General features: G+C 36.6%; 8 protein-coding genes. 3 read left to right on the top strand and 5 right to left on the bottom strand.

What is annotated here, in order from left to right:
• Positions 1-1,078 precede the first annotated feature (1,078 nt).
• The 3 genes from ACJAT7_RS07890 to sixA are packed head-to-tail and all read right to left on the bottom strand — an operon-like array spanning position 1,079 to position 2,350.
• Positions 1,079-1,588: a DNA-3-methyladenine glycosylase gene (locus tag ACJAT7_RS07890; protein WP_415226253.1), complete on the bottom strand. Its 510-nt coding sequence runs from the start codon at positions 1,586-1,588 to the stop codon at positions 1,079-1,081.
• 5 nt (positions 1,589-1,593) lie between these two features.
• A complete protein-coding gene (locus ACJAT7_RS07895) occupies positions 1,594-1,839 on the bottom strand; it encodes a DUF1496 domain-containing protein (RefSeq protein ID WP_415226254.1) in 246 nt (81 codons plus the stop codon).
• A gap of 58 nt (positions 1,840-1,897) precedes the next feature.
• Positions 1,898-2,350: a phosphohistidine phosphatase SixA gene (gene sixA, locus ACJAT7_RS07900; RefSeq protein WP_415226255.1), complete on the bottom strand. Its 453-nt coding sequence runs from the start codon at positions 2,348-2,350 to the stop codon at positions 1,898-1,900.
• A 618-nt stretch (positions 2,351-2,968) separates the two neighbouring features.
• On the opposite strand from sixA, the gene ACJAT7_RS07905 reads away from it, so the two are divergent.
• The 3 genes from ACJAT7_RS07905 (at position 2,969) to ACJAT7_RS07915 (ending at position 7,020) form a co-directional block, all read left to right on the top strand.
• Positions 2,969-3,271, top strand: a complete 303-nt coding sequence (locus tag ACJAT7_RS07905; RefSeq protein WP_415226256.1) for a hypothetical protein — start codon at positions 2,969-2,971, stop codon at positions 3,269-3,271.
• Positions 3,272-3,575: 304 nt separating this feature from the next.
• The gene (locus ACJAT7_RS07910) at positions 3,576-4,607 is read left to right on the top strand and encodes a spermidine/putrescine ABC transporter substrate-binding protein (protein WP_415226257.1); all 1,032 of its coding nucleotides are present in this window, start codon (positions 3,576-3,578) and stop codon (positions 4,605-4,607) included.
• A gap of 7 nt (positions 4,608-4,614) precedes the next feature.
• The gene (locus tag ACJAT7_RS07915) at positions 4,615-7,020 is read left to right on the top strand and encodes a putative bifunctional diguanylate cyclase/phosphodiesterase (protein WP_415226258.1); all 2,406 of its coding nucleotides are present in this window, start codon (positions 4,615-4,617) and stop codon (positions 7,018-7,020) included.
• A 43-nt stretch (positions 7,021-7,063) separates the two neighbouring features.
• Here ACJAT7_RS07915 and ACJAT7_RS07920 read toward each other — a convergent pair whose 3' ends face one another.
• Positions 7,064-11,035 carry a translocation/assembly module TamB domain-containing protein gene (locus ACJAT7_RS07920; RefSeq protein WP_415226259.1) on the bottom strand — a complete coding sequence of 1,324 codons (3,972 nt, stop codon included), beginning with the start codon at positions 11,033-11,035 and terminating at the stop codon, positions 7,064-7,066.
• Complete coding sequence (locus ACJAT7_RS07925; protein WP_415226260.1) at positions 11,032-12,744, bottom strand: autotransporter assembly complex protein TamA; 1,713 nt, start codon at positions 12,742-12,744, stop codon at positions 11,032-11,034. The genes ACJAT7_RS07920 and ACJAT7_RS07925 overlap by 4 nt, the downstream gene beginning before the upstream one ends.
• Positions 12,745-13,044 lie beyond the last annotated feature (300 nt).

A 13,044-nucleotide genomic window follows, 5' to 3' on the forward strand; every position in this document is an offset into this window, starting at 1 on the left:
GAGATTAATGGTTATCATCTTGGAAAGCTGGACATCGCATACAAAAAAAAATAGATTTATCTTATAATCTTGGTATCAAAAACTATCACAATGAACGTTTTGAAAACAGTTTGCACGAATTACTGATGATACCTGATATGCAATTCAATGAGTTGACTAAAGCGTTAACATATTTTGATTCTGAAATGGATCACGCGGTAATTCATTTATTGTCTGCAATATATTCTGAAGCAAAAAATATTGTTGCACATAGAAGCACAAATAAACTAATGCTAAGTAGTGAGTTAACTGATCAACTTTATCACTACATCAATCTTGTTTTACAACGTAACTTACAAACAAGCTCAAAGTCAGCCAAATAAGAAAGAGCTGTGAACAATATTGGCAAAACCATATAGCAGTGCAGCAAACTAATTTTGCTGAAGTCGCTTCCTGTTATTTAGGACGACTTAAAGCAAATTTAACAAAGCAGAGAATTTGAAACTATTTTCCTAAAACTAAGTCACGTAGCTTTTATTTAATAAGGGAAACACCTTAATTTAACTCCAGATTTCAACACAGAGCGCCTATATATCACTCAAAGAGGCACTTGGTGTCAATAACGGCAAGGGATTAAGGCAATATTTGGTAAAAAGGAATGAATGTAACTATCTGATAATAAGCCGTTATTAGATTATTTAGTATACACAAAAGCATAAATCCCAAATAAAAGATCTTGTCTTATATTGCAGAACCGGATTTAGCACATAAATATCGAACTGATTTCGAATAACTGCAAAGTGCGAAAAACATATTAGATAACAGTATGTTATACATTTTATGTTAAATAGGATTATGTTCAATAGAATGTAAGTGATGGCTGAACCAGGTTCAGAGTTAAAGTATTAATGACAAAATCAAAGCAACCTGCTTATCTATCCACAAAGGCTATTTAACATAATATACATTATGCGCAGTCATGTGTTATTTACTGTAGGGGGGTTGTTAGGATTAAAATGAGATTCTTACATGGTTTTTAACCCTGTTAAAGAGAAATTAAGAACTGTTTATCCTAATTTAAACCAATACTCTATCTTTGCTATTTTTGTAAAACAAAACGCCACGGTTTATTAATCCACTTGTCGCCGGCATAAGCAATGCCAATACGTTTCAAAGCAATATACTTTACAGGCTTAGCGACATCTTCAATCCAGATCCGCTGTGATGTTGCAATATCTTCTCCGTAAAACGATTTATCCAACTGCAATTTCTTACCGACTCGCCCAGGACCCTGTATCGATTGTAATCCTCGAATTAATACTGCTTGCGGGTTTTCTTTTTCGCCCGTAACTATATTTAGCATCCAATAAATACCATAAATCAGATAAACATACACAAGTCCGCCATCATGAAACATCACTTCAGTTCTTGCTGTTCTGCCTTTATTGGCATGACAAGCTAAATCTTCCTGGCCTCGATATGCTTCTGTTTCAGTGATCAGATACTCTTTTTTGCGACCATCATTAAAAACCCGCACTAACTTTTTCCCCAATAAATCAGGGGCAATGTCGAGTACGTCATTACTAAAATATGGCTGTGTAAGTCTCATTTTTACTAAGGTTTATCAAGATCACTATTACTTTGATAAACCCACAGGCCATTACGGCACACCAACACTGATGTGCCGCTCTGAACATAGCTTCCATTGGGATAACTGACATTATTAAAGTAGCAACATGGTAACTCTTCAACCTCCTGCCTAACCACATCAAACTCTTCTTCACACTCATCTGCAATGGGTGAATTTTTCATTTCAGGAACTTGAGCTCCGAGATCAGGAATCGATTTTAATTGAGTCATAATATACATTCCTTAATATAGACGGGTTAATATTATCCCGTGATTAATGGGTAAAACCTCAACACATGCTTGCCGTTATAAACCATTTAAGACTTACATTCTTTCCGTCAACTTCAATACATGCAACCGCCGAATTTTGGAAATGCAGCACTGAATTCATACCACCATGTGTAAGCAGAGTTGCAACTATATTATCGATATTTGGTAAATGGCCGACATACATTACGGCGTCTTCAGTAATTTGTTTGATTAGGAGTGTAGGACTGTCATTGGGATTCATTCCGCTAATTTTAGAGACGTAATGCACGCCCAATACTTCCGAAAACTGGGCCGCCGTTTCCATCGCCCGCAATTTTCCACTATGAAATATTTTATGGATCTCTATATTATGATTCTTTAGATAAGTTGCGACTTTATTATTTTCCTCGAAGCCTGTCTCTGATAAGGGCCGGTTCGGATCGACCTCTTCAGGAAGAGCAAGGCCATGTTGAACAAAATATAACGTTTTCATGTTTTCCGCCCTTTATATGTTAAAGCCGATTAATCGATTATAAATTGTTATTTAATTTGTGAAATAGGGATAAAACCAATACTTTGATTATAGCCGCTCTTAGTCAATATGATTGATATATAGCTTATTTTGTGAAAATTGAATGGTAGGTATTTTAGGAGGATCAAGTCATGATCACAGGAGGATTGAATTTACAGTGATTTGTGAGTAGCCATAACGCACTCATTTATCGCACCAATAAATATAATAGCAACCGCCCTTATTCTCAATTTTTGATTTATATAGCAGATTCACAACAGTAGATACGCCTTGTGGTGCAATCTAACAGGTAATATGAAACGTTATTTGTGCTCTGTGAATTAGACCGTAAGCTAATTTATCTATAACAACGCGGCCACTTTATTACGAACCGTTAGATTGGCTTGTTTTACTACACGCTTCAACGGGCTAAAAATAATCAATTTTAATTATCCCCCTTCTGTGATCCACCTCTTTAAATTGATTTTAATTTGCGATTATATCGATTTAATTCACTAAAACCGTGACTTTTTACCTGTCGAGTATAACATATAGATAATGTCAAATTTAAATGAGTTAACAATTAAATAAGGTAAGTAAATGCCGATTTACAAACTACACCAAACTCTTAGTAATGATTTTCATTTCGAAAATATAGTTGATGATTTACCCGATGCTGATATGTTGGTTATTATTACGCATCTTAATAATGAAACCTGGCTACAAAATCCGGATGTGATTAGAAAAATAAATTTTCATAAAAGATTGGCAAATTACAATTTAGAATGTACTGGTATGGGCGTTTCAGAATATGCTCCTCAACATTACGCGCTCGTATACCGTCAAAACGCGAGTAGTATTGAAAAAAATTATCAACAAACTTATAACACACACCTCTGCTAACTACTTGATTCATATGCGTTATATAAGTATCTATAATGCCCCTTTCTTTATCCCTTATTCTTTTTAATTTTTTACGTTAGAAGTGACCGGTTGAGGTTTATTGTGGATCTAGCCGCTATCTTAGATGGTTACGCGTACTCCATAAACAGATCTGATCAAAATTACTTTTCAATAGCTTTAGTCTATAATAATAGTATGTTTTTCAGTGAGTTATTTTATTAAGCCCGTCTGCTATAAACTCGATTATTACACTTTATCTTCGTTATTGTCTTATTTTTGTCACTGCTATGTCCTAGGACTATTTATGAAATATATTTTACGGGCCCTATTTTCTTTTTTATTCATTTCTCCACTATTGGCCCAAGAAATAAAAATTTTAACATGGGAATATTTTCTATCTGAAGAGGTGGTAGATGCCTTTACAAAAAAAACAGGCCACACTGTTAAGATCTATTTTTATGATAGCGAAGTAGATCGCAATGCTATATTAGTAAATGGTCAGGGAGAAAAGTATGATCTGGTGCTCGTTGATAATGCAACAACGCTTCTTTATGGCAAAGCGGGCATTTTGCGTCCTTTAGATTCGCTTCATATCGATAACCTGCAGTATATAGGTCAACAATGGCAGGAATCTTGCGGTCAGTATGGTATCCCTTATGCAAAAGGCACTATGGGTATTGTGCATCGAACCTCTGTTTCGAAAAACAAGATAGACTCATGGAATGATATTCTGCCCCCCCCGAAAGAACATATTGGCACAACAATGATGATCAAAGATGATGTGGATACAGTAGCGATCGCCCTCCTTGCTCAAGGTTTTGATCCCTTCACTCGAGATGAAAATGAGTTGAAATCGGCTTATTCATTACTCGTTGCACAATCGAAATATCTACTTAATTATGGCTACCCTATCAGCTATACTAGTGAACAAGGCAAGGATTCCAAATTGACGCTTGCCGTTATCTATTCGGGTGATTTATATAATATTAAAAAAAGTACGGGACAAAACGATTGGGAATATGTTGTTCCTAAAGAAGGGACGTTATTTTTTGTGGATTGTTTTACATCCCCTTCCGGTGGTGCTTTAAAAGATGGGACAAGAGCATTTCTTGGCTTTATTAATGATCCTGCTATAGCTTATAAAAATGCGTCAGATGTGTGGTTTTCTACGACAAATGAAGCCGCACAGTTAATGGCAAGTGATAAATATAAAAATGATAGCGAAATTTCACCCGATGTAGAGACGCTAAAGCGTAGTCATCGTTATCAACCCCTTTCCAGTGATGATCTTGTTATTCGTAACAGAATCGTTTCAATACTGAACATTAACGAGTAGCGGTATTATGAAACTTGGGAAAAAAATACGATATATTATATTGCCAGTGATCGTGATGGTTTCCTTTCTGGTTTCTGCTGTTTACTATGATGTTTATAAAACACAAATTATAGAAAATAAAGTTTCATCACTTGATGATCATATCGAAAATATTTTACTTCGAAACAAGTATGAACTTGTCTATTTGAAAAGCTATTTACGACAAAAAATTGATAGTAAAGAAGCAGCGCTGATTTTCAATGCCAAAGAACGCAAGGAAGTATTGGCAGCCCCTTACGTCACGCAGTTTCTCAATCGATTTATAGATAACGACAGCCGTTCCAACAATATCGTTAATGATTTTGTTATTTATAACTCTCATGGCGAATTGATTATACATGTGAATACGCAAGACCCTTTTGCTGAACCTGTTCTAAAAAAACAAACTAAAAAAATATTAGAAAGGGTTAATGATAAAAGTACAGATGATCAGAAAATAGCTCAGTATTACTATTTCCTTGATGACACTAAAGATGCAGATAGTCATAGAAAATTTAATGTTATTCAAGTGTTTTCCCCCTATCTGCTAACTTCCAAACAATTTTATGATAAACACTATGATCTTTATCTGGTGCAGGCTGAAGTGAATTTCGATTTTATCGAAACAGAAATTAAACGTCTTATGGAAGCGCATCATGGCTATCTCCAATATAAGTTGACAGCTAAAAGCGATATAACGGAAAAAATATCACTGACCAGTACGCCGTTCCAACTAAAAGATAACGACTTTTATCAAGGTGGTTTTGGATCTACATTATTGGATATTGTATTCACGCTTGATAAAAATTATTTTTCTGAGAATTTAAATAATATTCTGATGAAACTTATATTACTAAATATCGCCATCATTATATTAAGCTATTTACTCCTTGTGTGGATCATAGAGAAACAAATTATATTACCGATAACGGCACTGGCTAAAAGTATCAAGGAGGTTGAAGCAACATTAGTTGTCGATCTTAAACCGCTAACCAGCAACGATGAGGTGTCAGATCTAAATCAAAGTTATATTTCACTTATCAGTAAAATAAATACCCTTGCAAATAATGATCCGCTGACAGGCCTTTCCAACAGGGGAAGCTTTAATGAAAAATTATCATCCATAGTTCACTTGAATAAAAATAGTGAAACCTATATTGCATTGTTTTTTATCGATTTAGATAATTTTAAATCTGTAAATGATACTTTTGGACACGATACGGGTGACCGATTGTTGGTTGTGTTTAGCCAGAGATTGACGCAAACATTAAGAGCAGACGATCGTTTCGTTAGTAGCGATACGATTAACAGCATAGCTCGACTTGGAGGAGATGAGTTTGTTATCTTAATGAATGGATTACCCTCTGTGGAGGCGATAGAGAGTATTGGTAAACGAATTTGTGATCTTTTTCAAAATGGTTTTACCATAGATAACGATAAATATGATGTTCACGCAAGTATCGGTATCGCTTATTCTAATGACACTATTAACGATGGAGAGACATTATTAAATCAAGCTGATGATGCGATGTACTTAGCCAAAAGAGATGGCAAAAATAACGTCAAACTATTTTCTTCCGATATTAAAGAGAAAATGGATAAAGAAAAAATGATTGAGACGGAATTAACCAATGCATTAAACAATAATTCATTATTCTTACTCTTCATGCCGGCTTACAACACCACAACACTCGAACTCAAAGGCTATGAGGCGTTACTGAGATGCCCTGCCCTTATGGATATTGATATTGGGCCGGATCTTTTTATTCCCATTTCGGAAAAATCAGATCTTATTTTAACTGTTGATTTATGGGTTGCTGAAAATGTATTAATTAAACTTGAAGATTTGGTCAAAAAAACCGGCTTTAATGGTTTTTTATCGATCAACATATCTTCTAAATCATTAAGAAACGATCTGTTTTATACTCGTTTTAAACAGCTGCTGGCGAGTTACAATGTAAATGTTAAGCAGATAGAGCTTGAGATAACCGAGTCGTGCCTGTTGCCGGATGATCAGCAAGCTATCACTCGCCTTACGCAGATCAAATCTTTAGGTGTACGTGTTGCGATTGATGACTTTGGCACCGGATATACATCATTTAGTCAGTTAGTTCATTACCCGTTAGACACTTTGAAAATAGATCGTTCGTTTGTTAAAAATTTACACAGTACTCCCGTTGGTAAAAAACCTACGCTAGATATTATTTTTGAGCTTGCAAAGGTCTATCAACTGGAGGTAATTGTCGAGGGCGTTGAGACTGAAGCTGATTTTGACCATATCAAAAATCTGGGTTGCGATATAGTTCAAGGCTTCTATTTTACAATGCCGCGGAGATGGAGTGAGGTGGTCAGTGAATGCGGATTATTAGCACAAACAGCTAAAAACAAGGATTAAAGCACCGCGTCACAATGGTAATTGTGACTTCTGAACCGACACTCTAATCCCAGTCAAACTCATAGTAAGCGTCTATAGCTTGATCTAAACCGCTCGATGCTTCGATATAAAAACGTGCAAACATTTCATAGCGAATCGCTAACACGGTAAAACTATCGAACACCCCCACACCATAACTTAACTCAATACCCGGTGCTATCTCACCGCTTACTCCCACAGACTGATTATCTCCACTGCCACTTGAACTAAGTGCCAAATCTTTAATGCCAATTGTCTTTCCGATATCACTGATGACGTCTGATGATTGTTCGGCTCCGAGATCAATTAACAGACCGGCAAGTTGACTGTTACCTTGCGTATCAGAACTGGCTTGTAATGATTTGCCACGGGTAAGGTAAGATAATGCATCTTGTTGTGACATGGCAGGATCGGAAAATATAACCAGTGATAATTCATCTGGTGTACCTGTTACGCGTACGCCAGCTGTCACATTGTCTTCAATTTTATTGGGATCGCGAATTGCTTCAATAGAAATATAGGGAGAATCAGGTACACCTTGAAAATTAATTCTACTTTTTTGTAAAACCAGCTGTTGCCCTAATGCGCGGTAACTACCATCTACCAAATTTAATTCACCATGTATCGTAATATTTTTTTCAATGGCTTTGCGTATCAGTAAATTACCATTGATTGTGGTATCTAATCCTAATGCTTTAACTTTGAGACGATTACCGAGGTCGACTTTTAAATCCATTTCAACCGGCAAGGTAGCCGCATTTTCAGGGACTTCAATATCGACGACAATAACATCTTTAGAATTAGACACCGCACCTTCAGGTAGTTCCTTTACTGTTATCTTTCCCTTGTCCACAAAAATATTGCCCTTGATTTTCACCCGTTCATCGAAGGTTAAATAGAGATCGGGGCTAACTAAAAAGTCAATATGGTTATAATCATAAAGTGTCATCTTATTTGCAAAAAAATGAAGATTACCTGTTAATTTGTTATTCCAGTCAACGCCTCCCTCTATATGGGCTATCCCTGATACATCGTCATTGCTAGGCAGAGCGTCCAAATGCGCAATTTCTTTGCCTTTTTTTATTACCTTACCAGCCATTTTTACTGAACTATCAAAGAGCGTAATGGCAGTGCTAACAAGGGTATTTGATTCAGTTACTTCCTCTTTTTTAATAGGAGAAAACTGATCTGTATAAAACGTCCCTTCTACCGTCGCAGATCTGTCTTTAAGGGTAATAGCAGTATTTAATCGCCTGATATGAACGGGTGTATCAACCGCTATAATTTCGGTGTTATTAATATTGATAAGCCCATTTACTAAAGGATGCTTTAAGGGACCTGTAATCGTTAATTTTGTTTGTAGCTGACCGGCAAGCTTTTCAAGCTGAGGAATTAATACAGCGAAAGGTGAAAAATCAGGCAGTTCAATCTCTGCAATGGCTTTAACATCCGGCCTGTTTTTATAAAAAAATAGTTGCCCATTAATTTTGGCATCTATTAAGTTTTTTGAAGAGATCTCAGCGGATAGGTCGCTTATTTTGTTATTACTCGCCAGCTTGATATTAAAAGTGTCTATCGGATAAACAACGTTGCCCTTTTTAGTTTTCTTAAGATTAACGCTCATAGACATATCATTAGAGAATATATTAATATCAAATACTGGTTTTTTTGTTTCAAACCAGTTTATCTGTGCATTTGCTGAAAGTGCGCCTGCTATTCTTATCTCATCAGGTAAAAAAGAATCAAAGCTGGATAATAGATAGGAATCGATATCAAGTGCTACTTCACCTGCCTTGCCAATATCCAATTTTTTAAAGCATAATTTGCCACTATTATCATTTTTATTGTTTGATGATATCCAACAATGTGGGCTTAACAACGCGTTTTCATTTTCAACAGTGATATCAATCGGGCTATTCAAACTTAATTCCTGCTGCCCGAAATAGAGGCTTGCAGCACTTAATGTGGTTAGCCACTGTGTATTATTTTGCAGAAATTGAAATTGTAGATCGCTGGAAATAAGTTCACTCTTTACTGACAGTAGAATCTGGTGCTGCTCAGCAGACTCTGAGCTGCTAACATTTTCTATTTTTAGCGTAATCTTATCTATTTTATTGTCCGCAATAGAGAGTGTATCTGCCGCTAGCTGCAAAGATATTTTTGGTTTTGGCAACACAGTAGCAACACCATCGAGTTGAAAAGAGTTTACTGTGTTTGTTTGATAACTTAGCAACTGCCCCTGCAGATTAGATTTTACTTGGATGGCATCATTAGGGCCTTGTATATTGATTTCACCGTTTATTTTACCTGTACTGCCGAGCAATGCATGACCTAAATTGATTATATCAAGTTTAACGTTTAAATCATTTTTTTGAGCAAGCAAGCCATTAACGATTAATTTATTATCGGCATTTCTAACTACGAGGTCTTTAAAAGAGACGCCCTGCTTATTATCACCAGAGATAACACCTTTTACAGCAAATGGCCGTTTTAAAAACACGCCATTAATATCCAATTCAGGGATAGTAAATTCCCAAGCAGGAGACTTTGGTGCATTTAATGTGACGGCCAAATTTTGTTTGATGGTTCCTGAAAAATTGCCTGTATATTGCGTATCTAATTGTGCTAAATCTATTTTATCAACGCTTAACTGACCTTGCCATTTTATTCTATCTTGCCAATTTAATAAGCCGCTCAAGTTTATCGAACCATCTAATGTGTTGACCATCAGCTGCTTTATGTTTAATTGTGTTAAATTTCCTTGTGCCTGCAAGGCGAGGGAACCCGGCGGGATAGTTTCTATATGGTAGCCGCCATCAAGTTTGATAATGTAATTGCTTAGATCGCCGCTGCTTTGTAGCGAACCATTTTCTGATGAATATTGGCTATCACCCGTCAATGGCCAACGTAATTTCTGCCAATTTAAAGATAATGAATAGGGTAAATTTTCTTTGAAAAGGTTAACCTTTGATTTTAACTGCATTGATATTTTATTCGATAAAAGCAGTTCGGTTTTTAATTGTGATAAATCACCAGCGCTTTTTAGCTCATAAATTTGTCCTGATAATAGTTGCGCTTGCTGCAACTGTTTAATTGCTTTTAGCTGCCCTTTTATAGAGAGATTTAAAGGGTAGTGTCCGATAAAATCAATATCGCCGTTTAGCTGCAGATCTGTTTCCGGTAAATTTAAAGCAAAAGATTGAATAGCTAATTTGCTGCCGGTAAAACTAAACTGGCTATTTAACGCATTAAGTTCAAAGAGCGTTCCCTCCCCCTGTTTAACGGTGAAATTACGAATTTCCAGAGGCTCAACATAGAGATTTAACGGCAAGCTAATTTCAGGCAATTGGTCAGCTGAAAGCAATGCGGGCAGTGACGTTGGCAGTTTTTTATTGCCTGCAGATTTTGTAGTTGCCGCTTGCGTTGCGGCACCTTCAGGCAGGGTAACGAGCAAGCCGTCGAGCGCGGTTTTTAGCCGGATCTCTTTATGAATAGCCTGCGCTTGTAAATTCAACTCGTTTAGATCGACCGTTAACTCGCCTAATGCAAAATGAATTTTCTTTAGTTTAATTTTTTGCAGATCAAATGCTACAGGTAATTCAAATGCCCCTATAGCTGTTTTTTCACTGTTTTCATCAACTTCAGAGGGATCTTGCGGCGCAATTATAATTTTTGCGTCGCTGATATTAAGCTCTTTTAAGCAAACCTTATTAAATAAGCAGAACCAATCGAAAATATAACTGGCGGAGCCTATCTGTATATTGGCTTGCTGATCAATCCAGCTGATTTGAGAATAAACAGGGGCATTGAATAAGCTGCCCTGCTCAAGTTCCATAGAAAAACGCGGTTCAACTTTTTGGGCTATAGTGATTAGCGCTTGATTTCCCCAATGAGAAAATAACAGTACGCTAGCAAGTAATAAAATGGCTAGAAAAACCAAGAAAACTGAGGCTGTTGTTAACTTTATTAAACGAACTGTTTTGGATGTAAAACTCATAATTCAGGACCAATCATAAAATGTAATGCTATTGAATTAGTGGCATTGACAAAAGGTTTCGCGAGATAAATTCTAATGGGACCAACGGGCGATGACCAGACTGCCCCTATTCCCGAACCAATTGAAATATCCTCAGAAAAATCATCTGTTGCAGTACCTGCATCTGCAAATACAGCCACTCTCCAGTTTTCTGAAACAGGGAAACGATATTCTAAACTAGCCACCGCTAAGTATAGACCGCCGACTAAATATCCTTGGTCATCATTTGGGGCAATACTTTCATAGTCATAGCCTCTTACACTTTGATCTCCCCCAGTGAAAAAACGCATTGAAGAGGGAACATTATCAATGGAGCCAGTATATATTGCCCCTAACTCAGCAGAGACAATAAATTGATGCCGGTTATAACTGCGTAAAAATTTTGATTGGCCATAAACTTTAACCAAATCATCACTTGCAAACCAGATCTGATTGGCGGCTTCGAGGGAAATTAATTGTTTATCCCCCCAATAAGCGTTAATACCGCCTCGGTTACGCGTATGACTAAAACTAATACCTGGGATAATTAATTGAGTTGAAAAATCTTCTTGTCCTTGACGTCCGGATTCAAGATCATATTTAAGAAAAACTGTACGTAACCATGTATTTGATAAACGCCAGTGACGATTTACACTAACAAGATATTGTTGTGTATTCGTATCGTTTTGATCAACTCTTTTGTAGCCTGTTTGAATTGATAGATAATCATAAAGCGCATCTTCAAGCGGGATTTTATAAGTTAATGCCACCTCTTGTTTAGGCACTGAAGCAATTAAATTTCCTTCAATAGCATGCCCGTAATCATTTACCCAAGGACGCATCCAGCGAAACTTACCACGAACGCCTTGATCTGTGCTGAAGCCTAGACCGACACTGAATGAATCTTCAGGGCGCATAGTAGCGACAACATGGAGGGGAATTTTTAATCCCTGTTTTTCTTTAACCGCAGGTAACAGAGTTATGCTTTTGAAATAACCTGTCTCATTTATGTCGGCATTAAATTTACTCAATATTAGCGTGCTAAAAGGATCGCCTGCTGTAAAATTTTGTAGTGAACGGACAAATTTTTCTGCCGGGATATCCGTATCAAAAATCAACTCGCCGAATTGGTAACGAACCCCGCTATTAAACCAAAGGTAGACTACCGCATTACTGTTTTCACTAGTGACTTCGACTAAGGATTTTTCATATTTAGCATCAAAATAACCACGTTTTCGGGCAAGACTTTTTAAACTGCTTTTAGCCGTCTCGTATTGCGCATGGTTTAAAACATCATTCAATTGAAGTGGGAATTTATCAAGTAACTTTTTAAATTCAGGATCCTTACTTCCCTCTCCTGTTAATTTAATGCTCAGTTCTGTAATACGGGTTTGTACCCCGGGTGTGATAGTTAAAATAACAGTTTGCTTTCCAATCTCACCAGATACCGCTAACTTTATCTCCACCTGGTAATAACCTAAAGCCGTCAAGGCCTCACGAGTTGAGTCTTCAACCTGTGTTAAATAGCTATCACTTTGTGCATCTCGAGGTTCATTTAGTCCTGCCAAAAAGACCGATACATTAGCATTCGCGGCTGAATCAACACCGTTAATATCAAATTTAATTTTGGCCATAACCGTTGCATGGAAAAAGATGATTAACAGTAAAAAAACAAGTTTAAAAATATTCATTATAGTTTTTATCTATCCAACTCAATTATCATAATAAGCATTAAAAATCGGCTCTAAGCAATACTTTTGCAACAAAACAGTGCACATTGTGTACAAGTGATTAGCCCTTACGCAACTACTTCTCCTTTAGTGTAACTGCCGGTTTAATAATAGGCGAAGTAATTTATCTGTTCTCATTATGGCTTATAATTGACCGTAAATGACTGTTTGATGTTCAATAGATATAGTTAACGCACTCAAGCATGCGAAAAATAATATTCTCTAGCTATCCCAATAGCAAATACCTTTAGTTTACCAATA

The sequence above is a fragment of the Psychromonas sp. genome (assembly GCF_047632995.1).
Classification (GTDB): domain Bacteria; phylum Pseudomonadota; class Gammaproteobacteria; order Enterobacterales; family Psychromonadaceae; genus Psychromonas.

Coding starts and splice junctions, on each gene's coding strand:
- ACJAT7_RS07905 (WP_415226256.1), top strand. CDS start 2,969: ATGCCGATTTACAAACTACACCAAACTCTTAGTAATGATTTTCATTTC.
- ACJAT7_RS07895 (WP_415226254.1), bottom strand. CDS start 1,839: ATGACTCAATTAAAATCGATTCCTGATCTCGGAGCTCAAGTTCCTGAA.
- sixA (WP_415226255.1), bottom strand. CDS start 2,350: ATGAAAACGTTATATTTTGTTCAACATGGCCTTGCTCTTCCTGAAGAG.
- ACJAT7_RS07890 (WP_415226253.1), bottom strand. CDS start 1,588: ATGAGACTTACACAGCCATATTTTAGTAATGACGTACTCGACATTGCC.
- ACJAT7_RS07925 (WP_415226260.1), bottom strand. CDS start 12,744: ATGAATATTTTTAAACTTGTTTTTTTACTGTTAATCATCTTTTTCCAT.
- ACJAT7_RS07915 (WP_415226258.1), top strand. CDS start 4,615: ATGAAACTTGGGAAAAAAATACGATATATTATATTGCCAGTGATCGTG.
- ACJAT7_RS07910 (WP_415226257.1), top strand. CDS start 3,576: ATGAAATATATTTTACGGGCCCTATTTTCTTTTTTATTCATTTCTCCA.
- ACJAT7_RS07920 (WP_415226259.1), bottom strand. CDS start 11,035: ATGAGTTTTACATCCAAAACAGTTCGTTTAATAAAGTTAACAACAGCC.